Source organism: Mesorhizobium sp. CNPSo 4688, from assembly GCF_057784295.1.
Genome location: NZ_JBWLUY010000004.1, coordinates 113,488 through 137,477, shown reverse-complemented (window position 1 = coordinate 137,477; position 23,990 = coordinate 113,488). Strand labels below are relative to the sequence as shown.

General features: G+C 63.2%; 25 protein-coding genes. 23 read left to right on the top strand and 2 right to left on the bottom strand.

The window, feature by feature from the left end; all coding sequences use genetic code 11:
* Positions 1-218 precede the first annotated feature (218 nt).
* Positions 219-1,496 carry a 4-aminobutyrate--2-oxoglutarate transaminase gene (locus tag AC04SH_RS08780; protein WP_488550090.1) on the top strand — a complete coding sequence of 426 codons (1,278 nt, stop codon included), beginning with the start codon at positions 219-221 and terminating at the stop codon, positions 1,494-1,496.
* Positions 1,497-1,618: 122 nt separating this feature from the next.
* Here AC04SH_RS08780 and AC04SH_RS08775 read toward each other — a convergent pair whose 3' ends face one another.
* A complete protein-coding gene (locus AC04SH_RS08775) occupies positions 1,619-2,872 on the bottom strand; it encodes an NAD(P)/FAD-dependent oxidoreductase (protein WP_488574717.1) in 1,254 nt (417 codons plus the stop codon).
* 494 nt (positions 2,873-3,366) lie between these two features.
* Between AC04SH_RS08775 and AC04SH_RS08770 the strand changes: the two genes are divergently transcribed.
* The 18 genes from AC04SH_RS08770 (at position 3,367) to trmB (ending at position 20,500) form a co-directional block, all read left to right on the top strand.
* A complete protein-coding gene (locus AC04SH_RS08770) occupies positions 3,367-4,659 on the top strand; it encodes an imelysin family protein (RefSeq protein WP_488574716.1) in 1,293 nt (430 codons plus the stop codon).
* Positions 4,660-4,719: 60 nt separating this feature from the next.
* Positions 4,720-5,031 carry a (2Fe-2S)-binding protein gene (locus AC04SH_RS08765; RefSeq protein ID WP_488574715.1) on the top strand — a complete coding sequence of 104 codons (312 nt, stop codon included), beginning with the start codon at positions 4,720-4,722 and terminating at the stop codon, positions 5,029-5,031.
* Positions 4,997-5,482 carry a bacterioferritin gene (bfr, locus tag AC04SH_RS08760; protein ID WP_488574714.1) on the top strand — a complete coding sequence of 162 codons (486 nt, stop codon included), beginning with the start codon at positions 4,997-4,999 and terminating at the stop codon, positions 5,480-5,482. The genes AC04SH_RS08765 and bfr overlap by 35 nt, the downstream gene beginning before the upstream one ends.
* A 12-nt stretch (positions 5,483-5,494) precedes the next feature.
* Positions 5,495-7,096 (top strand): di-heme oxidoreductase family protein, encoded by a 1,602-nt coding sequence (locus tag AC04SH_RS08755; protein ID WP_488574713.1) that lies wholly within the window; start codon positions 5,495-5,497, stop codon positions 7,094-7,096.
* A complete protein-coding gene (locus AC04SH_RS08750; RefSeq protein ID WP_488574712.1) occupies positions 7,096-8,169 on the top strand; it encodes an imelysin family protein in 1,074 nt (357 codons plus the stop codon). Before AC04SH_RS08755 ends, AC04SH_RS08750 begins: the two co-directional genes overlap by 1 nt.
* A 2-nt stretch (positions 8,170-8,171) precedes the next feature.
* Positions 8,172-9,278: a DUF1513 domain-containing protein gene (locus AC04SH_RS08745; protein WP_477233644.1), complete on the top strand. Its 1,107-nt coding sequence runs from the start codon at positions 8,172-8,174 to the stop codon at positions 9,276-9,278.
* A gap of 106 nt (positions 9,279-9,384) precedes the next feature.
* Positions 9,385-10,062: a tRNA (adenosine(37)-N6)-threonylcarbamoyltransferase complex dimerization subunit type 1 TsaB gene (gene tsaB, locus AC04SH_RS08740; RefSeq protein ID WP_488574711.1), complete on the top strand. Its 678-nt coding sequence runs from the start codon at positions 9,385-9,387 to the stop codon at positions 10,060-10,062.
* On the top strand, positions 10,062-10,556 hold the full coding sequence (gene rimI, locus AC04SH_RS08735; RefSeq protein ID WP_112566442.1) for a ribosomal protein S18-alanine N-acetyltransferase: 495 nt from the start codon (positions 10,062-10,064) through the stop codon (positions 10,554-10,556). Before tsaB ends, rimI begins: the two co-directional genes overlap by 1 nt.
* A gap of 27 nt (positions 10,557-10,583) precedes the next feature.
* Positions 10,584-11,384, top strand: a complete 801-nt coding sequence (gene olsA / locus AC04SH_RS08730; protein ID WP_488574710.1) for a lyso-ornithine lipid O-acyltransferase — start codon at positions 10,584-10,586, stop codon at positions 11,382-11,384.
* 75 nt (positions 11,385-11,459) lie between these two features.
* Entirely contained in the window at positions 11,460-12,869 is a 1,410-nt protein-coding gene (gene miaB / locus AC04SH_RS08725; protein WP_488574709.1) for a tRNA (N6-isopentenyl adenosine(37)-C2)-methylthiotransferase MiaB, read from the top strand.
* Positions 12,870-12,952: 83 nt separating this feature from the next.
* On the top strand, positions 12,953-13,945 hold the full coding sequence (locus tag AC04SH_RS08720; RefSeq protein WP_376740374.1) for a PhoH family protein: 993 nt from the start codon (positions 12,953-12,955) through the stop codon (positions 13,943-13,945).
* Between the two features lie 18 nt (positions 13,946-13,963).
* Complete coding sequence (gene ybeY / locus AC04SH_RS08715; RefSeq protein ID WP_488574708.1) at positions 13,964-14,470, top strand: rRNA maturation RNase YbeY; 507 nt, start codon at positions 13,964-13,966, stop codon at positions 14,468-14,470.
* Positions 14,471-14,498: 28 nt separating this feature from the next.
* Entirely contained in the window at positions 14,499-15,590 is a 1,092-nt protein-coding gene (locus AC04SH_RS08710; RefSeq protein WP_488574707.1) for a hemolysin family protein, read from the top strand.
* A 10-nt stretch (positions 15,591-15,600) separates the two neighbouring features.
* The gene (locus tag AC04SH_RS08705) at positions 15,601-16,071 is read left to right on the top strand and encodes a VOC family protein (RefSeq protein WP_488574706.1); all 471 of its coding nucleotides are present in this window, start codon (positions 15,601-15,603) and stop codon (positions 16,069-16,071) included.
* Positions 16,072-16,158: 87 nt separating this feature from the next.
* On the top strand, positions 16,159-17,751 hold the full coding sequence (gene lnt / locus AC04SH_RS08700; RefSeq protein WP_488574705.1) for an apolipoprotein N-acyltransferase: 1,593 nt from the start codon (positions 16,159-16,161) through the stop codon (positions 17,749-17,751).
* A 137-nt stretch (positions 17,752-17,888) separates the two neighbouring features.
* Entirely contained in the window at positions 17,889-18,308 is a 420-nt protein-coding gene (locus AC04SH_RS08695) for a helix-turn-helix domain-containing protein (RefSeq protein WP_488574704.1), read from the top strand.
* Between the two features lie 204 nt (positions 18,309-18,512).
* Positions 18,513-19,778 (top strand): methionine adenosyltransferase, encoded by a 1,266-nt coding sequence (metK, locus tag AC04SH_RS08690; protein WP_112566418.1) that lies wholly within the window; start codon positions 18,513-18,515, stop codon positions 19,776-19,778.
* A gap of 20 nt (positions 19,779-19,798) precedes the next feature.
* A complete protein-coding gene (trmB, locus tag AC04SH_RS08685; RefSeq protein WP_488574703.1) occupies positions 19,799-20,500 on the top strand; it encodes a tRNA (guanine(46)-N(7))-methyltransferase TrmB in 702 nt (233 codons plus the stop codon).
* Between the two features lie 45 nt (positions 20,501-20,545).
* On the opposite strand, the gene AC04SH_RS08680 is transcribed toward trmB, so the two are convergent.
* The gene (locus tag AC04SH_RS08680; RefSeq protein WP_436246063.1) at positions 20,546-20,710 is read right to left on the bottom strand and encodes a hypothetical protein; all 165 of its coding nucleotides are present in this window, start codon (positions 20,708-20,710) and stop codon (positions 20,546-20,548) included.
* A gap of 206 nt (positions 20,711-20,916) precedes the next feature.
* Here AC04SH_RS08680 and AC04SH_RS08675 point away from each other — a divergent pair, with 206 nt between their 5' ends.
* The 4 genes from AC04SH_RS08675 (at position 20,917) to nusA (ending at position 23,977) form a co-directional block, all read left to right on the top strand.
* The gene (locus AC04SH_RS08675) at positions 20,917-21,162 is read left to right on the top strand and encodes a CopG family ribbon-helix-helix protein (RefSeq protein ID WP_488574702.1); all 246 of its coding nucleotides are present in this window, start codon (positions 20,917-20,919) and stop codon (positions 21,160-21,162) included.
* Entirely contained in the window at positions 21,159-21,446 is a 288-nt protein-coding gene (locus AC04SH_RS08670; RefSeq protein WP_436257950.1) for a type II toxin-antitoxin system RelE/ParE family toxin, read from the top strand. Before AC04SH_RS08675 ends, AC04SH_RS08670 begins: the two co-directional genes overlap by 4 nt.
* A gap of 251 nt (positions 21,447-21,697) precedes the next feature.
* Positions 21,698-22,330: a ribosome maturation factor RimP gene (rimP, locus tag AC04SH_RS08665; RefSeq protein WP_488574701.1), complete on the top strand. Its 633-nt coding sequence runs from the start codon at positions 21,698-21,700 to the stop codon at positions 22,328-22,330.
* A gap of 51 nt (positions 22,331-22,381) precedes the next feature.
* Complete coding sequence (nusA, locus tag AC04SH_RS08660; protein ID WP_454588082.1) at positions 22,382-23,977, top strand: transcription termination factor NusA; 1,596 nt, start codon at positions 22,382-22,384, stop codon at positions 23,975-23,977.
* Positions 23,978-23,990 lie beyond the last annotated feature (13 nt).

The window sequence follows — 23,990 nt, the reverse complement described above, 5'->3', positions numbered from 1 at the left end:
GCTGTCCCAGACATCGGGAGGATAATCGATCCGAAGGAAAAGGAAACCGATCTCGTACGCGTATCGGTCAGCGGATCAGGACCTGTCGACGTGCCGCGCACCGACGGCAGGCCCAATCGCCGGACGACGGTGCCGACTTGAGGAAAACGTGAAATAAGGCCAGAAGAGGCTCGAGACCTGTCAAGCAAGAGCGGGCGCCAGCCCGGCGAGGGATGACCATGAAGAACGCAGCCATTTCCGAACGCAAGAACCAGTCGATTTCCCGCGGCGTCGGCATGACGACGCAAATCTATGCCGATCGCGCGGAAAATTCTGAGATCTGGGACGTCGAAGGCCGCCGCTACATCGATTTCTCCTCCGGGATCGCCGTCGTCAACACTGGCCATCGCCACCCCAAGGTGATCGAGGCGGTCAAGGCGCAACTCGACCGCTTCACCCACACCTGCCACCAGGTGGTGCCCTATGAGAGCTATGTCAGGCTGGCCGAACGGCTGAACGCCATGCTGCCCGGCAAGTTCGAAAAGAAGACCATCTTCGTCACCACGGGCGCCGAGGCGGTGGAGAACGCCATCAAGATCGCCCGCAACGCCACCGGCCGCCAGGCCGTCATCGCCTTTGCCGGCGGCTTCCATGGCCGCACCTTCATGGGTATGGCGCTGACCGGCAAGGTCGTGCCTTACAAGGTCGGTTTCGGCGCCATGCCGGGCGACGTCTACCATGCGCCGTTCCCGGTTCCGCTGCACGGCGTGTCGGTCGCGGATTCGCTTGCCGCACTCGACAGGCTGTTCAAGGCCGATGTCGATCCGGCCCGCGTGGCCGCCATCATCATCGAGCCGGTGCAGGGCGAGGGCGGCTTCTATGACGCGCCGCGCGAGTTCCTGACGGCGCTGCGCAAACTCTGCGACCAGCACGGTATGCTGCTCATCGCCGACGAGGTGCAGACCGGCTTTGCCCGCACCGGCAAGATGTTCGCCATGGACCATCATGAAGTCGCGGCCGACATCACCACCATGGCCAAGAGCCTGGCCGGCGGCTTCCCGCTGGCGGCGGTCACCGGCCGCGCCGAAATCATGGATGCGCCCGGCCCCGGCGGCCTCGGCGGCACCTATGGCGGCAGCCCGATCGGTGTCGCTGCAGCACACGCCGTGCTCGACGTCATCGAGGACGAGAAGCTGTGCGACCGCGCCAACGCGCTCGGCGCCCGCCTGAAGCAGCGCCTGTCGGCGATCCGTGACGACGTGCCCGAGATTGTCGATATCCGTGGTCTAGGGTTCATGAACGCGGTCGAGTTCAACGACGTCAAGAAAGGCCTGCCGTCGGCCGAGATCGCCAACGCGATCCGGCTGAAGGCGCTCGACAAGGGGCTGATCCTACTGACCTGTGGCGTCTACGGCAACGTCATCCGTTTCCTCGCGCCGATCACCATCCAGGACAATGTCATGAACGAGGCGCTCGACATTCTGGAAAGCTCGATCCGCGAAGTCTGCGCTGCCTGAGCAGCCTTTACCTCCCCCTTGTGGGGAGGTCGGACCGAAGGTCCGGGTGGGGGAGCTTGGCGCCGACCCCCACCCCGATGCTTCGCATCGACCCTCCCCACAAGGGGGAGGGTAAAGCAAACCTAACCCGCAGCCCTAGCTGGCTCATCCTGCTGGAACGCCGCCAGCGCAGCCTTCAGCCCATCAGGCCCTTCCGCCACCGTCTGCTGCGTCGGCGAAAACCCTGCGCCGAGCATCTTGCGGCCGAGCATGTGGTCGCCCGGACGATTGACCGATTCGATGCCAAGTAGCCGTTTGCCGGCATAATGGTAGATCGAGAACTTGTTGTCGCCGCGGTCGCCCAGCACGACATGGCTGTCGCCGCCCGAGGTGAGTCCGACCATCTGCAACTTCATGTCGCCGATATCCGACCAGAACCATGGCACCGCCGCATAGGCGTCCGCATGGCCGGTGATGGTGCGCGCGGCAAGCCGGGCCTGGTCAGTGGCGTTCTGCACCGATTCCAGCCGCACATCGCCGCCGGTCGACCAGTGGCGGTAAGAGGCAGCGTCGCCGATGGCGAGGATGTCAGGCACCGAGCTGCGCATCTGCTGGTCGACGCGGATGCCATTGGCAACAGTCAGCCCGGCAGCCTGCGCCAGTTCGACATTCGGCACCGCACCGATGCCGACAATGACCATGCGGGCCGGCAACCTTTCGCCGGTGGAGGTGATGGCGGCGCTGACATGGCCGTTTTCGCCTTCCAGCCTTGCAATGGTGGTGCCGGTGAGAATGCGCACGCCGATCGTTTCCAGCCGCTGGCGGACATGGCTCGCCACCACCGGCGCCACGGCGCGGCCGAGCAGCCGGTCGACTGCCTCAACCACGGTGACGTTGCGGCCGGCCACTCGCAGCGTCGCCGCGATCTCCAGTCCGATGAAGCCGCCGCCGAGAATGACGATGTCTTCGCTCTGCGCGCTGAGTTCGCGGATCAGCCGTGCATCGGCGATCGAGCGTAGCGACAGCACGCCCGAGAGGTCAGCGCCCGGAAGTGGCAGAAGCCGCGGCCGCGAACCGGTGGCCAGGATAAGGCGATCGAAGGCAAGCACACCGCCGCCTGCTATTTCCAGCCGGTGGCCTGCCGTATCGATGCTGTCGATACGGATGCCTGGCCTGAAGTCGATGGTGCTGCCGGTGTAAAATGCCTCGCCGCGCAAGGGCTGCGGTTTGGCCTCGGCATCCTTGATGAAGGTCTTCGACAAAGGCGGCTTGTGGTAGGGCAGCTCGTTTTCGTCGCCGATCAGCACGACCGGTCCGTCATAGCCTTCCTCGCGCAGGCTGGCGGCCGCTTGCACGCCCGCATGACCCGCACCGACAATGACGACACCATTCTTCATCGCAACCCGAATTCCTGTTTCAAATCTAGAGCATGATGCCGAAAAGTGTGAAGCGGTTTGCGGACGACATCATGCTCTTTGATTGTGAGCCGTTCCGCCAGATGGCGATTGTCTGCCGCCGTCGCAAGAGCCCAGGTCCGGGTCGCACCCGGAATGGTCGTCTGTCAATCTCGGTGTCTCTCACCAGGGCTGCTGGGGATACGGTTTAAAGTTGATAGTCCCAGTTTAGAATAATTCTAAACTGTTGTTTCAATTGAATTTTCTGGGGTTCGCCAGTTGACTTCCAGCGCCGCCATCGTTTTATGGAGGCTCGCGCGTCAGCGCATCCCTTTGATGTTTGGGCCTTGAACCCGTTCGATTGGAGGCATTTGGTGTCTTTCTACCGTGAGCCGCGCAGCGGCGCGGCATCCGTTGTGACCTATGGCATGCCTATGTCCGGGCACCGCCTGGCACGCGCGCCTTTTACCGAATTCCCTTTGAACTGGAGAACGATGATGACAGCACGATATGGCGGCAGGCTGGCTGCGATCGGTGCCACGGCAATGTTGACGGCGGCGGTTTTCATCCTGCCGGCCAAGGCGGCAGAGACCGACGCCAAGGCGGTCATCAAAACCTATTCCGACATCGCGCTGGCCAAATACGAGGATTCGCTGACCACCGCCCAGGCGCTCGACAAGGCTGTCGACGCGCTGCTTTCCAACCCGTCGGCCGACACGCTGAACGCCGCCCGCGATGCCTGGAAGGCGTCGCGCGTGCCTTACCAGCAGACCGAGGTGTACCGCTTCGGCAACAAGATCGTCGACGACTGGGAAGGCAAGGTGAACTCCTGGCCGCTGGACGAAGGCCTGATCGATTATGTCGCCAAGAGCTATGGCACCGAGTCCGATGCCAACGCGCTCTACACCGCCAATGTGATCGCCAACAAGGAAATCGAGATCAACGGCAAGAAGGTCGACGCGTCGAAGCTGACGCCGGAGTTCCTCTCCGGCACGCTGCAGGAGGCCGGCGGCATCGAAGCCAATGTCGCCACCGGCTATCACGCCATCGAATTCCTGCTCTGGGGCCAGGACCTGCACGGCACCGGCCCGGGCGCCGGCGAGCGGCCCTACACCGACTATGACCTCAAGAACTGCACCGGCGGCAATTGCGACCGCCGGGCGCAGTATCTGAAGTCTGCCAGCGACCTGCTGGTCTCCGACCTGCAGGAGATGGTCGGCAACTGGAAGGAAGACGGCGTGGCCCGCAAGAACCTTGTCGACGGCCAGCCGAACACCGCCATCTCGGTGGTCTTCACCGGCATGGGCTCGCTGTCCTACGGCGAACTGGCCGGCGAGCGCATGAAGCTCGGCCTGCTACTACACGATCCGGAAGAGGAGCACGACTGCTTCTCCGACAACACCTTCAACTCGCATCTCTATGACGCCATCGGCATCCGCGCCGCCTATCTCGCCAGCTACACGCGCCTCGACGGCACCGTCGTTTCAGGTCCATCGGTGCACGATATGGTGAAGGCAGCCGATCCGGCGATCGACAAGGAGCTGTCCGACAAGCTCGACGTCTCGGTCGCCAAGATGGAGGCGATCAAGGCGCGGGCTGTGGCCGGCGAGGCCTATGACCAGCAGATCGCCGAGGGCAACACCGAAGGCAACGCCACGGTGCAGGCGGCAATCGACGCGTTGGTCGACCAGACCAAGTCGATCGAACGCGCCGTTGGTGCCTTGAAGCTCAACGACATTGCCTTCGAAGGTTCCGACAGCCTTGATGCACCGGAGAAAGTGTTCAAGTAACACCCCAACCAACCACCAGCCAAACGGCGCGGAGGAGGCGCCGTCAGCCAGAGCCAATCCATGCTGATCTGCCATTGCAACATCATCACCGAAAAGGAGATTGAGCAGACGATCGTCGATCTGCTGGATCAGGATCCCTGGCAGCTCATCGTGCCGGCGAAAGTCTATCACTCGATGCAAAAGCGCGGTCGCTGTTGCGGCTGCTTCCCAAATGTGGTCGAAACGATCATTCGGGTCACCGAAAATTACCACGCCCGCTCGGAGGCGAGCGGCGTCGACATCGTTTCACATCTGGATCGCGTCAGAGGCCTGCGCGTCCAATACGGGAGCAGAACCCATGAAAGGCGAAAAGCTGATCATAGAGCGGCTTAACGAGGCTCTTTTCCTGGAGCTCGGCGCCGTCAATCAATACTGGGTGCATTTCCGTCTGCTCGAGGACTGGGGATACGCCAAGCTGGCAAAGAAGGAACGCGCCGAATCGATCGAGGAGATGCACCATGCCGACCGGCTGGTGGCCCGTATCATCTTCCTCGAAGGCCACCCCAATCTGCAGTCCGTGGCGCCTTTGCGCATCGGCCAGAACGTCAAGGAAGTGCTCGAATCCGATCTTGCCGGCGAATATGACGCGCGCACCGCTTACAAGCGTTCGCGCGAGATCTGTGAAGAAGCAGGCGACTACGTGACGATGAAGCTGTTCGAGGACTTGCTGGCGGACGAGGAAGGTCACATCGACTTCCTTGAAACGCAGCTCGACCTGCTGGCCTCGATCGGCGAGGAAAAGTACGGCCAGCTCAACGCCGCATCGGCGGACGAGGCGGAGTAGGATCATGCGGGAATGCGGCGTCTCCTAGATTTTCCGCGCCGCTTGCGGCGGGCTAACGGCTCGCTGCTCCTCAAAAATCCGCGATACCAGCCGTTTCGCGGGCTTTCGGTTGCCATCCTTGCGATTGTTTCGGCCCCGGCGCTGGCTGGTGCTGTGGACCCGGACGGCCTCGCCACCAGCCGCACCGATCTGACGCCGAAGGATCAGGCGCGCGTCCTTGCCGTCACCAGGCCGACCACGGACTTCTCCAAGCCAGAATCCTTCGAAACGATGCAAGGCGGCGCCGGCACCTCGCGCAAGCAGGTCGACCGCGACGCCTTCTCTCAACCCTCTGAAAACATCACCTTCGAGGAAGAGGGCAATTTCAAGCTCGGCAATGCGCTTTTTCGCAAGAACTGGGTGTCGTCGCCGTCTTCGACCCAGGCGTCGGATGGTCTCGGGCCGCTGTTCAACGAGCGTGCCTGCCAGAATTGCCATCTGAAGGATGGCCGCGGCCGCCCGCCAGCAGCCGACAGCCGCACCACCTCGATGTTCCTGCGGCTGGCGCGCGATGCCAGCACAGCGGATGAAAAGGCCGAGATCGCCGCGCACAATGTGCTGAACTTCCCTGACCCGGTCTACGGCACGCAATTGCAGGAGCTGGCCGTCCCCGGCCTCAAGGGCGAAGGCCGCATGCATGTCGACTATCACGAGGAAAAGGTTGCGCTTGGCGACGGCACCACCGTTTCGCTGCGCAAACCGAGTTATTCCATCGACGGTCTCGGCTACGGGCCGCTCGACCCGAACACCACATTGTCGCCGCGCCTGACGCCGCCGATGATCGGCCTTGGCCTGATCGAACAGATCGCACCGGCCGATATTCTTGCCCACGCCGATCCAGACGACCGCGATGGCGACGGCATTTCCGGCAAACCCAACATCGTACGCGACGTCAGCAGCGGCGAACTGACACTCGGCCGCTTCGGCTGGAAGGCGCAAACCGCCTCGATCCGCCAGCAGGCGGTGGATGCCTTTGACGGCGATATCGGCATTTCGACACCGGAAGGGCCCAACCATTGGGGCGATTGCACCGCGGCCGAAAAGGCCTGCCTCGCCATGCCGAACGGCGTCCAGAAGCGGCTCGGTACTGTCGAGGCGCCGTCGCCGGTGATGGACCTTGTCACTTTCTATTCGCAGAATCTTGCCGTGCCAGCGCGGCGCGATGTCGGCGATCCGGCCGTGCTCGCCGGCAAGAAACTGTTCTACGACATGGGCTGCATCTCCTGCCACACGCCGAAATTCGTCACCATGCGCGGCACGCCCAACAATGCGCAAGCCTTCCAGCTGGTCTGGCCTTATTCTGACTTCCTGCTACACGACATGGGTCCCGGTCTCGCCGATGGCCAGGCCGTTGGCGAGGCGACGGGCAGCGAATGGCGCACACCGCCGCTCTGGGGCGTCGGGCTCACCAAGACGGTCAACGGCAACAGCTTCTTCCTGCATGACGGGCGTGCGCGTACGCTTACCGAAGCTATCCTCTGGCACGGCGGCGAGGGGCAGAAGGCGCGCGACGGCTTTGCCGCTACCGATGCCGCCGACCGCGATGCTCTCATCAAATTCCTGGAGTCCCTCTGATGCTGAAGCGCTTTTTGCCTGCCCTCGCGCTAGCGCTGGCCATGTCCTCCCCGGCATCGGCCTCGGTGAAAGCCTCCGACGTCATCCAGCGCGCGATCGACGCCTTTGTCCGTCCCGCCTATGCCAGCCTGCATAACCATACCGGTAGCCTGGCCAAGGCCATGGACACGCTCTGCCAGGCGCCATCACAGGGCAATCTCGACGCCGCGCATGCCGAATTCTCGGCCACGGTCGCAGCCTGGTCGTCGGCCGAAATCATCGGCTTCGGGCCGATCAAGGAGAACAACCGGCTGGAGCGCATGCTCTACTGGCCGGACCGCAAGAGCATCGGCCTGAAGCAGGTGCAGGCCGCTCTGGCCGCCAAGGACCCGACCGCCACCGATCCGGCGCAGCTGGCTGGCAAGAGCGTCGCCATGCAGGGGTTAGGGGCGCTGGAGTTCGTGCTCTATGGCGATGGCTCCGAGGCGCTCGCCGGCAAGGACGATCCCTATCGCTGTGCCTATGGCGCGGCGATTGCGAGGAATATCGAGACGATGGCCGCCGACGTCGACGCAGCCTGGAAAAAGCCGAACGGCTTTGCGGCCCTGTGGGCCAATCCGGGACCTGACAACGCGCTCTATCGCGACGGCACCGAAGCGGTGACCGAACTGGCCGGCGTCTTCATCAATGAGCTGGAGATGGTCCGAGACGTGCGCCTCAAGGGCTTTCTCGGCGCCAAGCCGGATGCAGACAAGCCTAGGCAGGCGATCTTCTGGCGCTCGCAGAACACCGGCCTGTCATTAGCCGGCAATCTCTCAGGCATCGACACGCTGTTTGAGGCCTCGAAACTCGGCGACGCGCTGCCGGAGGATGCACGCTGGATGGCGGAATCGATCCATATCCAGCTGGTCAACGGCGTCGCCACCGCGAAGTCGGTTCAGGGCCCGATCGACAAGGCGCTCGCCGATCCGGTTGAGCGCGAAAAGCTCGAGCATTTCGCGCTGATCACCTCCAGCCTGTCAGGCTTGATCGGCACCAGGTTGACGGCCGAATTCGGCCTGACCGCCGGCTTCTCCTCGCTCGACGGAGACTGATCATGAGGACGCCACTGATCGATCGCCGCGATTTTCTGAAGGCCGCCGGCGCTGGCTTCGTGGCGGCAATGGCGCCGCCGGCCTGGGCAAATACGCTCAGCACGGATGCGGTCTTTGCCACCGCCTTCGTCAAGCGCGATGGCAGTTTTGGTGCGGCTGTGCTGTCGGAAGCCGGCAAGCTACTGCATGCGATCGACCTGCCCGACCGTGGCCACGACGTCACCTTCGATCCGGTATCGAAGCGCTCCGTGGTCTTCGCCAGGCAGCCCGGCACCTTCGCCGTGGTCTTCGACCACACCGGCCGCGAAGCGCCGCAGACCATTGCCAGCATCACCGGTCGGCACTTCTTCGGCCATGGCGCGTTCTCGGCCGATGGGGCGCTGCTCTACGCCACCGAGAATGATTTCGACAATGCCGCCGGCGTCGTCGGGATCTACGACGCACGCGCCAAATTCAGCCGCATCGGCGAGTTCCCGACCTATGGCATGGGGCCGCACGAGCTTCTGCTGCTTGGCGACGGCAGGACGATCGCCATCGCCAATGGCGGCATCGAGACCCATCCGGACTATGGCCGCGCCGAACTCAACATTGCGACGATGAAGCCGTCTTATGTGCTGGTCGACCGCATCACCGGGGACCTCATCGAAAAACACGAACTGCCGGCTTCCCTGCACCAACTGTCGATCCGCCACATGGATGCCGATGCGTCCGGCACCATCTGGTTCGGCTGCCAGTATCGTGGTCCAGGCACCGACCGTCCGTTGCTGGTCGGCCGCGCTGCCCGTGGCAAGGACCTGCAGCTGATCGACATGCCGCAGGACGTGCTGTCCGGCTTCAAGAACTATATCGGCTCGGTCGCGGCCAATCCGGTTGCCGGAACGGTCGCGGTGTCGTCACCGGAAGGCAATTCGCTGGCCGTGATCGACGCCGCCAGCGGCAAGATCGTCGCCACCAAGGTGCTGGTCGAGGTCTGCGGCCTGGCACCCGACGGCCCGGGCTTCATGGCGACGACAGGTGCTGGCGAAATCATCGAAGGCAGCGGCACGACGCGCTCCGAGCCCGATTATGTCTGGGACAACCACATGCTGCGCATCGCGCCGGCGGCGTAAGCCGTCCGGCCTACGCCGAAGCGAAGCCGCTTAACAATTTATGCGCTGGCTCTTGCGGCGGCGCGCCATGGCGGGCAGAGGGAGACTGTTTTTCGAACCGGTGCCCATGAAACTGCTCGCCATCGACTGTGCCGCCAATCTCTGCGCCGCCTGCGTCTACGATGCAGTGGCTGGCAAGGAACTCGGCCGCTCGGTACTCGATCTCGGCAAGGGCCATGCCGAACACCTGATGGCCGTCATCGACCAGGCGCTGAAGGCAGGCGGAACCGGCTATGCCGGCCTTGGCGCTGTCGCCGTCTCGGTCGGCCCGGGCTCGTTTACTGGCCTGCGTGTCGGTGTGTCGGCGGCGCGCGGCCTGGCGCTGGCGCTGAAAATCCCGGCGATCGGCGTGACGACGCTGGAAGCGTTGACGGCAGAAGCAAGCGCGGCATTCCCCGGCCGCCCGGTCCTGGCCGCGCTTGATGCCGGCCGCGAGGAGATCCATGCCGCATTTTACGATGCGGAAGCGATTTTGCGCTATGGTCCTGCGGTGACCACACTTGCGCAAGCCGCGGAAATGGCGGCGGACAATCGTCCGGTGCTTGCCGGCACGGCGGCTGAGCAGATCGCCGCGGCGGTCGGACGCACCTTCGATATCGGCCCGACATCGGCCACTGCCGACATTGCGATCTACGCCCGGTTGGCGGCTGCCAAGCCTGAAGGGGAAAGGCCGAAACCGCTTTATCTGCGCGGCGCCGACGCCAAGCCGCAGGCGGGGTTCATTTTATCGCGGCAGGACAAATAATGCGCATTCCCTTCCTCCAGCCGCGCCGCAGGGACTATGCGCTCGAACCGCTGACCATCGCCGACAGCCCAGCGGTGTCGGCGCTGCATCGCGAGGATTTCGTCCGGCCGTGGACCGATGGTGAGTTCGCCGCGCTGCTCGAGCAGGACACCGTGTTCGGCTATGCCGCGCGTGAGATCGGCCAGGGCGCCAAGCCGCCGGTCGGCTTCGTGCTGGCCAGGCTTGCTGCCGGCGAAGGCGAGATCCTGACCGTGGCGGTGGCACGCTCGCATCGCCGCCAGGGCCTCGGCTGGCAGTTGATGGACGCGGTGCTGCGCGAACTGCATGCACAGCGCGCCGAGGCGCTGTTCCTCGAAGTCGACGAGACCAATGTCGCCGCGATCGCGCTGTACCGCCGGCTCGGCTTCCGCCAGGTAGGCCACCGCGCCAATTATTACCGCTCGACCGAACATGGCCCGACCGGCGCGCTTGTCATGCGCCGCGATCTCCGCTAGCGCAGAACGCGGGATAAGGTCAGGCGCATGATCGGAAAAATCAGGATTTTCCTGGCGCTGAGCCTCGTTGTCGTCGGCTCGCTGGCGCTTGTGCCGCTACAACTGCTGTCGATGAAGACCGGAATCTGGCGCGAGACGGTCATTCTGAAGGTCTGGCACAGGCTCATTGTCCGCACGCTCGGCCTGCGCATCCACGTCAAAGGCGCATTGTCCAGCCGGCGCCCGCTGCTGGTCGCCTCGAACCATATCTCCTGGACCGACATCATGGTGCTCGGCTCCTTTGCCGATGTGACGTTCATCGCCAGGGCGGACATGGAAGGCTGGCCGCTGATCGGCTGGCTGTCGAAATTGCAGCGCACCGTCTTCATCGAGCGTGAGCGCAAGCGCACCGCCGGCGACCAGGCCAGCGAAATTGCCAGCCGCATGGCCAAGGGCGATGCCATGGTGCTGTTTGCCGAGGGTTCGACCGGAGATGGCAACACCATCCTGCCGTTCAAGAGCACCTTGTTCGGTGCCGCCTCGATGGCCATTTCGGAAGGTGCGGCCGAACAGGTCTTCATCCAGCCACTGGCGATCGCTTATACGCGGGTGCACGGCGTGCCGCTCGGCCGCCGTCACAGGTCGATCGCCGCCTGGATCGGCGATCAGGACCTGATGCCGCATCTCAAGGTGTTGATGGCCGAAGGCGCGCTCGACGTCGAAGTGCATTTCGGCGAGCCAATCGTCTTTTCCAAGGGCTCGAACCGCAAGGAAACGTCGAGGCTGATGGAACGCCAGGTGCGCGCGATGATGCAGGCGGCACTCGCCGACCCCCTCCCGAGCCGCTAGCGCAGGCAGTGCACCTATCGGCGCATCCCGAGAATCGTCTGTTTTTTGTCACGGAAAGGCGTTAGAAGCCGCCGGATGGATTTGAACACGATAGAGCGGAACGACGCTGACATCGCCGCACAAAGCGCTGATGCAGCGTCCGCCCCGGCCAAAAAGGTCTTCGTCAAGACCTATGGCTGCCAGATGAATGTCTATGATTCACAGCGCATGACCGATGCGCTGGCCGCCGACGGCTATACCGCGACCGACACCCTCGCCGAGGCCGACCTGGTGCTGCTCAACACCTGCCACATCAGGGAGAAGGCGGCGGAAAAGGTCTATTCCGAACTCGGCCGCATCCGCGACATGAAGGCCGAACGCGCGGCAGCAGGGCGCGAAATGCTGATCGGCGTTGCCGGCTGCGTCGCGCAGGCCGAAGGCGCGGAGATCATCCGCCGTTCGCCTGCCGTCGACCTTGTCATCGGCCCGCAGACCTATCACCGGTTGCCGGACGTGCTGGCGCGGGTGCGCGGCGGCGAGAAGATCGTCGAGACCGAATATGCCATCGAGGACAAGTTCGAGCACCTGCCGCAGCCGACGCGCGTCGACGTCATCAAGCGCGGCGTCACCGCTTTCCTCACCGTTCAGGAAGGCTGCGACAAGTTCTGCACCTTCTGCGTCGTGCCCTACACCAGGGGCTCGGAAGTGTCGCGGCCGGTGGCGCAGATCGTCGCCGAAGCCGAGCGGCTGGCCGAAGCCGGCGTACGCGAGGTGACGCTGCTTGGCCAGAACGTCAACGCCTGGCACGGCAAGGGCGAAGACGGTGCGGAATGGGGCCTGGGCCGCCTGCTGTTCCGGCTGGCCGAGATCCCCGGCCTGGCGCGGCTGCGCTACACCACCAGCCATCCGCGCGACATGGATGACGAGTTGATATCGGCCCATCGCGACCTGCCGGCGCTGATGCCGTATCTGCATCTGCCGGTGCAGTCGGGGTCCGACCGCATCCTCAAGGCGATGAACCGCAGGCACACGGCCAAGGATTATCTGGCGCTGCTCGAGCGCATTCGCGCCGCCCGCGGCGACATCGCGCTGTCCGGCGACTTCATCGTCGGCTTCCCCGGTGAAACCGACGCCGATTTCGAGGCGACGATGGAGCTGGTGCGCCAGGTGAACTACGCCTCGGCCTTTTCGTTCAAATATTCGCCGCGCCCCGGCACGCCGGGCGCCGACATGCCCGATCATGTGCCGGAAGCGGTCAAGGATCAGCGCTTGCAACGGCTGCAGGCCCTCTTGCTGAAACAGCAGCAGGATTTCGGCCTGAGCCTGGTCGGCAGCACCATCGATACGCTGATCGAGAAGCCCGGCCGTCAGGCCGGCCAGAAGGTCGGCCGCTCGCCCTGGCTGCAGCCGGTTATTGTTGATGAAAAGGCCGGCGAAATCGGTGACATTATCCGGGTGCGAATCACGAAGACGGGCTACAATAGCCTGTTCGCCGAATTGGCCTGATGGCCTCGGCAGATGAGGAGAGACGGTTGAGCGCTGCTGAAGTGAAGACTCTGCCCCAGAACCAGACATCCGGGGCCTCTGACATGGCGCACATCGTTCTGACTTTCGACAACAACAAGCTTGCCAGCGCCCTGTACGGCCAGTTTGACGAGAACCTGGCCCGGCTCGAGCAGAAGCTCGGCGTCGACATCCGCTCACGCGGCAACCAGTTGACCATCAAGGGTTCGGCCTCGGCGGCCGAGCAGGCGCGCCGCGCGCTCGACAATCTCTATGGCATTCTCCAGAAAGGCACCGATATCGGCCAGTCCGACGTCGACGGTGCTGTGCGCATGGCGGTTGCCGCCGACGACCAGCTGACGCTGCCGACGCTGGAGCGCAAGGGCAAGGTCTCGGCCGCCCAGATATCCACCCGCAAGAAGACCATCTATGCCCGTTCGCTCAACCAGGACGCCTATATGCGGGCGCTGGAGCGCTCGGAACTGGTGTTCGGCATCGGCCCCGCCGGCACCGGCAAGACCTACCTGGCGGTGGCGCATGCGGCGATGCTGCTCGAACGCGGCATGGTCGAGCGCATCATCCTGTCGCGCCCGGCGGTCGAGGCCGGCGAGCGGCTGGGCTTCCTGCCCGGCGACATGAAGGAGAAGGTCGATCCGTATCTGCGGCCGCTTTATGATGCGCTGTACGACATGATGCCGGCCGACAAGGTTGAGCGTGCCATTGCTGCCGAAGTCATCGAAATCGCGCCGCTCGCCTTTATGCGTGGCCGCACGCTGGCGCACGCCGCCGTTATCCTCGACGAGGCGCAGAACACCACGCCGATGCAGATGAAGATGTTTTTGACCCGTCTTGGCGAGAATTCGCGCATGATCGTCACCGGCGATCCGACGCAGATCGACTTGCCCCCAAGCACCAAATCCGGCCTGGTCGAAGCCTTGCGTGTCCTTGACGGTGTGGCCGGCGCGGTAACCGTGCGCTTCAACGATGTCGACGTCGTTCGCCATCCGTTGGTGGCGGAAATCGTCAGGGCCTATGACCGCGACGCCAAGCTGTCGCGCGGCCTCGGCGCCGAGAGCTGATCATGACGATGCGGGCTCATGCCTGAAGATATAAAGACTGGCGGCGGGGACAGTTCGGTCCCCGTCGAGATCGATCTGTCGGTCGAGGCTGGCGATTGGCCCGGCGAGGCGGCGCTGACGCTGCTGGTCGACCGCGCCGTGTCGGCTGCCTTTGCCGAAACTGGTGCCGCCGGTCATTCCGAGCTCAGCATCGTCTTTTCCGACGATGCCAATATCCGCACCCTCAATGCCGGCTGGCGTGGCAAGGACAAGGCGACCAACGTCTTGTCTTTCCCGGCTTTTCCGTTCCCCAAGGGCGGCAAGCTGCCGCCGATGCTGGGCGATATCGTGCTAGCGTCCGAGACGGTGACGCGCGAAGCGGCTCTGGAAGAGAAGCCCTTCGAGAACCATATCACCCATCTCGTCATCCATGGCCTTCTGCATTTGCTGGGCTACGATCACGAGACCGATGCAGAGGCCGAGGAGATGGAAGCCATCGAGCGCGCAGCGCTTGCAAGGCTTGCCATTCCCGATCCCTACACGTAATGACAAAAGACCAATTGACCGGACGACGATGAACGACAAACCAGAAACTGCCGCCCGCCCCGAGGCTGGCAGTGCGACCAAGCCTTCCGATACAACGGAAGAGGGATCGAGTCCGAGTACCATCACCGGCAGCCCCGCTCCTGGTAGCATTGCCAGCGAGCCATCGCCTGCCGGTCCCTCCCTGTTCGACCGCGTTTTGGGCCTGTTCCGGCAGCGCAACGGCACCAGCCTGCGCGAGGAGATCGCTGGCGCGCTTGCCGAAACGACCAGCGATGCCGAGTCTTTTTCGCCCGGCGAACGCGCCATGCTCAACAACATCCTGCGCCTGCGCGAAGTGCGCGTCGAGGACGTTATGGTGCCGCGCGCCGACATCGAGGCGGTCGAGATCACCACGACTTTGGGCGATCTGCTCGGCCTGTTCGAGCAATCCGGCCATTCGCGCATGCCGGTCTATTCCGAAACGCTCGACGATCCGCGCGGCATGGTTCACATCCGCGACGTGCTGGCGCACATCACCAAGGTCGCCCGCGTCAAGAAGGGCAGGACATCGAGGAAGACGCCGGCAACGACGCTTCTCGACCTCGCCCAGGTCGATCTTGGCCGCACCATCGGCGACCTCAATCTGATCCGCCCGGTGCTGTTCGTGCCGCCCTCCATGCTTGCCTCCGATTTGATGGGTCGCATGCAGACAACGCGCACCCAGATGGCGCTGGTCATCGACGAATATGGCGGCACGGATGGCCTGGCCTCGCTGGAAGACATCGTCGAAATGGTCGTCGGCGATATCGAGGACGAGCATGACGAAGACGAGCCGCTGATCACCCAGACCGGCGAGGGCGTCTTCGTCGTCGACGGCAAGGCTGAGATCGACGAGGTCGCCAAGATGATCGGCGAGGACTTTACCGCCGGCGAACATGGCGAATATGTCGACACCATCGGCGGCATGATCTTCAACACGCTGGGCCGCGTGCCTGCGCGCGGCGAAGTGGTCCAGGCGATACCCGGCTTCGAGTTCCACGTGCTCGATGCCGATCCGCGCCGCGTCAAGCGGGTGCGCATCGTCCAGAACCAGAAAGGCGAGCGCCGCCGCCGCGCCACCGCTCGCACCGAGCAGGCCTGATTCGCGCCGCATGACGGTCGAAGACCCGTTCAAGCACACCACATTCGGTTCCGGGGTTTTCTATAGGGATCCAAGGGCTGCACTGATCTGGCTTGAAGCCGCTTTCGGTTTCGAACCGAGCATGGTGGTCAGCGACACCGACGGAAGGCTGGTCCATGCCGAAATGCGCTTCGGTGACGGCTACATCATCGTCGATTCAGAATGGGTCGATCACGTCGCCAGCCCGGCTTCAGTCGGCGGCAAGAACACCCAGTCGGTCTGTGTGCGCCTGAAAGACGGCCTGGACGCGCATTGCGAACGGGCGAGGGCGGCCGGAGCCGAGATAGTCGAGGCGCCTGCCGACCATTTCTACGGCGAGCGGCAATACCGGGCGCGCGATCCCGAAGGCCATGTCTGGACCTTCACCCAGACCTTGCGTGCCGTTTCGCGCGAGGAGGCCGAGCAGCTGAGCGGCTTCAGCATCGACGGCTGGCACCGGTAACGCAGTGATCGGCCGGTTCGTAGCGAGTCGCATTTCAATAAATCTGATAAATCTTGGCTCCTGATTCGCACGACCTGGGAAGTCTGCATGGAGCGCCTGGCCGGCCGGATAATTCTGCTTTGGGGCTGGCGGCGTGCGCTTGTGGCGTTTCTCGCCGGCGCGCTGGCGGTGCTCGCCCAGGCACCATACGATTTCTTCGCCGTCTGTTTCGTCTCGTTTCCGCTGCTGGTCTGGCTGCTCGACGGCGCCACCGGCGAGGCTTCCGACAGCTGGCTCAGGCGCCTGCGGCCAGCCTTTGCCATTGGCTGGTGGTTCGGTTTCGGTTATTTCCTCGCCGGCCTGTGGTGGATCGGCGAGGCGCTTCTGGTCGAGGCCGACAGTTTCGCCTGGGCCTTGCCCTTCGCGGTCGTCGGCATTCCTTTGGCGCTGGCGTTTTTCTACGGTTTCGCCACCGTCGTCGCGCGGCTGTTATGGACCAACGACATTGGCCGCATCGCCGCCCTTGCCTTTGCTTTCGGCCTGACCGAATGGCTGCGCGGCTTTCTGTTCACCGGCTTCCCCTGGAATGCCGTTGGCTATGCGGCGATGCCCGTGCCGTTGTTGATGCAAAGCGTGTCGGTGACCGGCATGATCGGCATGAACGCGCTGGCGGTCTTTGTCTTTGCAATGCCGGCTCTGCTCGCCGCGCGCCGGCATGTGCGCCTCGGACTGATATTGCTTGCCGCTCTCGTCGCCTCCCATGCCGGCTTCGGCTATTTCAGGTTGGCGGCTCCCGACAAGCCGGCAACGCACAATCTCGATGTCCGCATTGTGCAGCCGGATGTCGATCTCAGCGAGAAGTGGGACGCTTCGGTGCGCGACCGCATCTTCGCGACCATGATGGGCCTGTCGGCCGCAGCGCCGGATCCCGGTCACAACAAGCCGCAGCTGATCCTGTGGCCGGAGACCTCGGTGCCGTTCCTGTTCACCGAGCGCCCTGATGCGCTGACCGCGCTCGGCGACATGCTGCAGCCCGGGCAGATGCTGATTGCCGGCGTCGTGCGCGAGGAGGGCGGATCGGGGGCCGAGACCGACAGCCGCTACTACAATTCAGTGGTGGCGATCGACGACAAGGGCGAGATTGCCGACGCCGTCGACAAGGTCCATCTGGTGCCTTTCGGCGAGTATCTGCCGTTCTCCGGTCTGCTCAGCCGCTTCGGCATCGAACAATTGGTCGCCGGGCCGATGAACTTCGCCGCCGGCAATGAGCGCCACCCGATCGTCTTGCCCGGCGGCATAAGCGCCTTGCCGTTTATTTGCTACGAGGTGATCTTTCCCGATCTGGTGGCGGTTGACGCTACGTCATCCCAACTTATTGTGAATGTCACCAACGACGCCTGGTTCGGCGACACGCCCGGGCCGTACCAGCATTTCAGGCAGGCGCAGATTCGTACGGTGGAAAATGGATTGCCCCTGTTGCGCGCAGCCAACAACGGCATTTCGGCCGTTGTCGATACGCGCGGACGCATCGTCGACGCCCTGGCGGTCGATGCGCGCGGCGCCATCGACGTGCGGGTGCCCATCTCCGGGCAGGCCTTCATCTCCGCCGGTCAACGGCGCATTAACGGAATGCTGATCATGTTCCTGTTTGCCGTGATCGCCCTCGGCTTGAACGTAAGGCAACGGCTACGGGTGAATTGACAGTCGACACATTAGAAACTCATACTGTTCCCGCCTAATTTTCTCGAAGTCGGTTGGTGTTTCTGTTGGGGCAGTTGGCTCCGGCTTCGTTTGGGCGAGAAAAATAGAAAAAGCCGGAAAAATTCGGCGAGGAAAAAATGACAGAAGAAAACAAGAAAAAACCGAATCCGATCGACATCCATGTCGGAAGTCGCGTCCGGCTTCGGCGCAATATGCTTGGAATGAGCCAGGAAAAGCTGGGTGAAAATCTCGGTATTACGTTTCAGCAGATCCAAAAATATGAAAAGGGAACGAATCGCGTCGGCGCCAGCCGTCTGCAGGCAATAGCCTCGATACTCAGCGTGCCTGTCGCCTTCTTTTTCGAGGATGCGCCAGGGCAGGAGCCGGTGGGTAACAAAGGATTTGCCGAGGACGCTTCGATGGCTTTCGCCGTCGAATTCTGCGGCAGTCCGGAAGGACTTCAGCTCAACCGCGCCTTCGTCAAGATAGCGGATGTGAAGGTGCGCCGCCGGATCATTGATCTGGTGAAATCCCTTTCTGCCGAAGATGCCGAGTGATCCGGTGCGTCGATTGACCCATTGGCCGGAGTAGCCCAAGGGCTCGACTGCCGGCGGCGCCAAGCCGCCGGTGGTACAAGATATATTGCTGCGACATTCATGCCAGAACCGCGGCACCGCTTGACGAGCGGCGCCCGGCACCGTTAACACGTGGCGCGCCAAAATCGGCAGCCCTGCCGATCGTTTTTTCAAGAGGGGACACCCGTGACGCGGCAGAACTACTTCTTCACCTCGGAATCCGTTGCCGAGGGTCATCCCGACAAGGTTTGCGACCGCATCTCCGACGAGATCGTCGATCTGGTCTATCGCGAGGCCAAGAAGACCGGCATGGACCCGTGGAAAGTCCGCGTCGCCTGCGAGACTCTTGCCACCACCAACCGTGTTGTCATCGCCGGCGAGGTCCGGGTTCCCGAGACGCTGCTGAAGAAGGACAAGCAAGGCAACATCCTGATGGATTCCGCCGGCCACCCGGTCGTCAATCCGGCCAAGTTCAAGTCGGTCGCCCGCAAGGCGATCCGCGAAATCGGCTACGAGCAGGCCGGCTTCCACTGGAAAACGGCAAAGATCGAGGTTCTGCTGCACGGCCAGTCGCCTGACATCGGCCAGGGCGTCGACAACGCCGCCGACCGCCAGGGCGAGGAAGGTGCCGGCGACCAGGGCATCATGTTCGGCTATGCCTGCCGCGAAACGCCGGACCTGATGCCGGCGCCGATCTATTACAGCCACAAGATCCTCGAATTGCTCGCAGCCGCCCGTCACGAAAACAACGGCGAGGCCGGCAAGCTTGGTCCCGACGCCAAGAGCCAGGTCACCGTCCGCTACATCGACGGCAAGGCGGCGGAAGCGACGCAGATCGTGCTGTCGACCCAGCATCTCGATGCGAGCTGGGATTCCAAGAAGGTCCGCAAGGTCGTCGAACCTTATATCCGCGAGGCGCTCGGCGACCTCAAGATCGCCGACGATTGCATGTGGTACATCAACCCGACCGGCAAGTTCGTCATCGGCGGGCCGGATGGCGACGCTGGCCTGACCGGCCGCAAGATCATCGTCGACACTTATGGCGGCGCGGCCCCGCATGGCGGCGGCGCTTTCTCCGGCAAGGATACCACCAAGGTCGACCGTTCCGCTGCCTATGCGGCGCGTTACCTCGCCAAGAATGTTGTGGCGGCGAAGCTTGCCGATCGCTGCACCATCCAGCTTTCCTACGCCATCGGCGTTGCCCAGCCGCTGTCGGTCTATGTCGACCTGCACGGCACCGGCAAGGTCGACGAGGCTAAGCTCGAGGAGGCGCTGCGCACCGTGATGGATCTGTCGCCGTCCGGCATCCGCAGGCATCTCGACCTCAACAAGCCGATTTACGCCAAGACGTCGTCCTACGGCCATTTCGGCCGCAAGGCCGGCCGTGACGGGTCCTTTTCCTGGGAGAAGACCGATCTGGCCAAGGCGCTCAAGGACGCGGTCGCCGCCTGAGGGCGGCGCGCGACCCAGCCATGGATACAAAGGAAAGGCGGAGCCGGGCGACCGAAGGGTTCTTCGGCCGCCGGCACGGCAAGACCATTCGCCCGCAGCAGGCGGCCGCGCTGGAAAACGGTCTTGGCGCCTATGGCCTCGACCTCTCGGCCGATGCGCCGGCAGACTTGCGTACGCTGTTTGCCGCGGATGTTTCAACGGTTCGGCTGGAAATCGGCTTCGGCGGCGGCGAGCATCTGCTGCATCGGGCCACGGAGGCCCCGGCGGCCGGCTTCATTGGTGTCGAGCCGTTCGTCAACGGCATGGCCAAGCTGATGATGGCGGTGCGGGAAAAGCCGCTCGCCAATCTTCGCGTTCACAATGACGACGCCACGCGGCTGCTCGATTGGTTGCCTCAGGCTTCGCTCGACGGCATCGACCTGCTCTACCCCGATCCCTGGCCGAAGAAAAAGCACTGGAAGCGGCGCTTTGTCAGCCCGCTCAATCTCGATCGGTTCGCGCGTGTTCTGAGGCCCGGCGGAAAATTCCGCTTCGCGTCCGACATCGACACCTATGTTAATTGGACCTTGTTGCACTGCCGGGCGCATGGCGCGCTCCTGTGGCAGGCTGAGGACGCGGCCGACTGGCATCGGCCCTATGAAGGCTGGCCTGGCACACGCTACGAGGGAAAAGCCATTCGCGAGGGCCGGCGGCCGGCCTATCTCATCTTCGTCAGGAAATAGCCCGATGCGGGACCGACGGTCCCGGCATCGTGGTCCGCTTCAGATTTAGAAACGGCCGATCTTGTCGAAAGCGGTCGGGTCCATGCCGAGCCGGCGCAAATCGTTGGCGCGCGGCTTGCGGCCGGCTTCGACGGCCCGCGAGGCGGCAACGGCGCTGCCGAACAGGGCAAAAGCGTCGCCTATGGCGGAAAACACAGTACGATTGTTCATTGTCTTGACCTTTCACGCGCCACCGCGCGCCATCTCGGTTTGTGCAGTGCAACATAGATAGGGATGCGGCGTCTGAAATCACAGGGCCGTTACCGCATAGGCGGCATGCGCCCCGCGCAATGCGACCGTCTATAGCAATTGACGAACCGGATTGGTTCCATCACATTCAATGTGAACCAGATTGGGTTCATGAAATGGAGGCGCCGATGGCTGCTTTTACGGTACGACTCTCTGATGAGACGGCAGCCAAGCTTGACCAACTGGCGGGTAAAGTTGACCGCTCCCGCTCCTACGTCGCGGCTCAGGCGATCGAAGACTACGTTGCCAGGGAAGAATGGCAACTTGCAGAGATCGAGGCTGGGTTGGGCGAGGCCGACCGCAGTGAATTTGTAAGCGAACAAGAGTTGGCCGACGTGGTGGCGAAATACGTCAAGCCGTCTCTCGACCGATGAGCCGGGTCCGCTGGACGATCCGCGCACTGCGACGGCTCGATCAAATCGGCGCCTTTATAGCAAAGGACAACCCCAACGCCGCCGCACGGGTCGTTGCCCGCATCGTCTCTGCGGCGGACAATCTTGCCGAACAACCGGCAATGGGACGCATCGGGCGAATAAGGGGCACGCGAGAGCTTGTGCTGACCGATATCCCGTACCTCGTTCCGTATCGGGTGGTCGGTCGCGAGATCGAGATCATCACGGTCATGCATGCATCCCAGAAATGGCCGCGGCAGCTATAAGCAGCCGCCGTCACGATCAGCGCTGGCATCGAGACTTGAAACACCGGCCGGGATCGTTTATATCAGCCTCAAATTCTTGGTCGGTATGACGAAGAGTGGGTCCACCCGGTCCCGCTCTTTTTTATTACCTGCCGGTCAGTATCAGAGCATGATCCCGAAAAGTGGGACCCGGTTTTCGGAAAAGATCATGCTCCAGCAAAGCGACAGATCAGGATGACGATCATCCTGATCTGTAGAACGACAGGAACCGCATGACTGCAACGGCGAGCGAAGCCGACGACCGCATCATCCGCGAAAGCGGCATCGATGCGCGCATCGCGCTGATCGTTCAGCCGGTGTTGCGCGGCATCGGTTTCCGCCTCGTGCGCGTGCATTTGTCGGGCCAGAACGGGCTGACGCTGCAGATCATGGCCGAACGCGAGGACGGCACCATGACCGTCGAGGATTGCGAAGAGGTCAGCCGCGCTGTGTCGCCGGCCCTCGACGTCGACGATCCGATCGAGAAGGCCTATCATCTCGAAGTGTCGTCGCCGGGCATCGACCGGCCGCTGGTGCGCAAGTCGGATTTCGTCACCTGGACCGGCCATCTGGTTAAGATGGAAACCTCGGTGCTGGTCGCCGACCGCAAGCGCTTCAAAGGCAAGATCGCCGAAGCTGGCGCCGACGATGTGCTGATCGAGCGCGACAAGGCCGCTTATGGCGAAGAGCCGACGGTGCGCGTTCCCTATGACGCGATCGCCGATGTGCGGCTGATCCTCACCGACGATCTCATCCGCGACGCCCTGTCGAAGGATAACAGGGAACGCAAGGAAGCCAAGAAACGCCGCGGCGAGCCGGAAGACGATGTTTCCGAAGGCGCCACGGAAGAACACGAACAGGAATAACGATTGAGCTGCCGGGCCAAAGCTCCGGCACCCAGTTCGGGAGATAAAGACATGGTTGTAAGCGCCAACAGACTTGAACTGCTGCAGATCGCCGATGCGGTCGCGCGTGAAAAGTCGATCGACAAGTCGATCGTCATCGCCGCAATGGCCGATGCGATCCAGAAGGCTGCGCGCTCGCGCTACGGCCAGGAAACCAACATCCGCGCCGATATCAACGCCACCACCGGCGAGATGAAGCTGCAGCGGCTGATGGAAGTGGTCGAGAAGGTCGACGACTACGCCACCCAGATCGCCATCTCCTCGGCGCGCGAGCGCAATCCCGACGCCCAGCTCGGCGACTTCATCGCCGAACAGCTGCCGCCGATGGATTTCGGCCGCATCGCCGCCCAGTCGGCCAAGCAGGTCATCGTGCAGAAGGTGCGCGAGGCCGAACGTGACCGCCAGTATGACGAATACAAGGACCGCATCGGCGAGATCGTCAATGGCACCGTCAAGCGCGTCGAATATGGCAACGTCATCGTCGATCTCGGCCGTGGCGAGGCGATTATCCGCCGCGACGAGCTGATCCCGCGCGAAAACTACAAGTATGGCGACCGCGTCCGCGCCTATGTCTACGACGTGCGCCGCGAACAGCGCGGCCCGCAGATCTTCCTGTCGCGTACCCATCCGCAGTTCATGGCCAAGCTCTTCACCATGGAAGTGCCGGAAATCTACGACGGCATCATCGAGATCAAGTCGGTCGCCCGCGATCCGGGCTCGCGCGCCAAGATCGCCGTCATTTCGCGTGACTCGTCCATCGATCCGGTCGGCGCCTGCGTCGGTATGCGCGGCAGCCGCGTTCAGGCGGTGGTCGGCGAATTGCAGGGCGAAAAGATCGACATCATTCCGTGGTCGCCTTCGGCCGCGTCCTTCATCGTCAACGCGCTGCAGCCGGCGGAAGTCGCCAAGGTCGTGCTCGACGAAGATGCCGAGCGCATCGAGGTGGTAGTGCCGGACGACCAGCTGTCGCTGGCCATTGGCCGCCGCGGCCAGAATGTGCGTCTTGCCTCGCAGCTCACCGGCTGGGATATCGACATCCTGACCGAGGCCGAGGAATCCGAACGCCGCCAGAAGGAATTCGTCGAACGTTCGTCGCTGTTCATGGAAGCGCTCGATGTCGACGAGATGGTCGGCCAGGTGCTGGCCTCCGAAGGCTTCACCAGCGTCGAGGAAGTTGCCTATGTCGATTCGGGCGAGATCGCTTCGATCGACGGCTTCGACGAAGACACCGCTTCGGAGATCCAGACCCGCGCCCGCGAATATCTGGAGAAAATCGAAGCCGAGCATGACGAGAAGCGCAAGGCGCTGGGCGTCGCCGACGAACTGCGCGAAATCCCCGGCGTCACCACCGCCATGATGGTAACGCTCGGCGAGGATGGCGTGAAGACGATCGAGGATTTCGCCGGCTATGCCGCCGACGACCTGACCGGCTGGAAGGAACGCAAGGACGGCGAGACCAAGGTCTATCCGGGCGTTCTCGCCAATCACGGCGTGTCGCGCGCCGATGCCGAGCAGATGGTTCTGGCAGCCCGCCTCAAGGCCGGCTGGATCACCGAAGACGAGCTTGCAGCCGAACAGGTCCCGGCTGACGAAGCTGTTGGTGCGTGAGGTGAAACCGCAT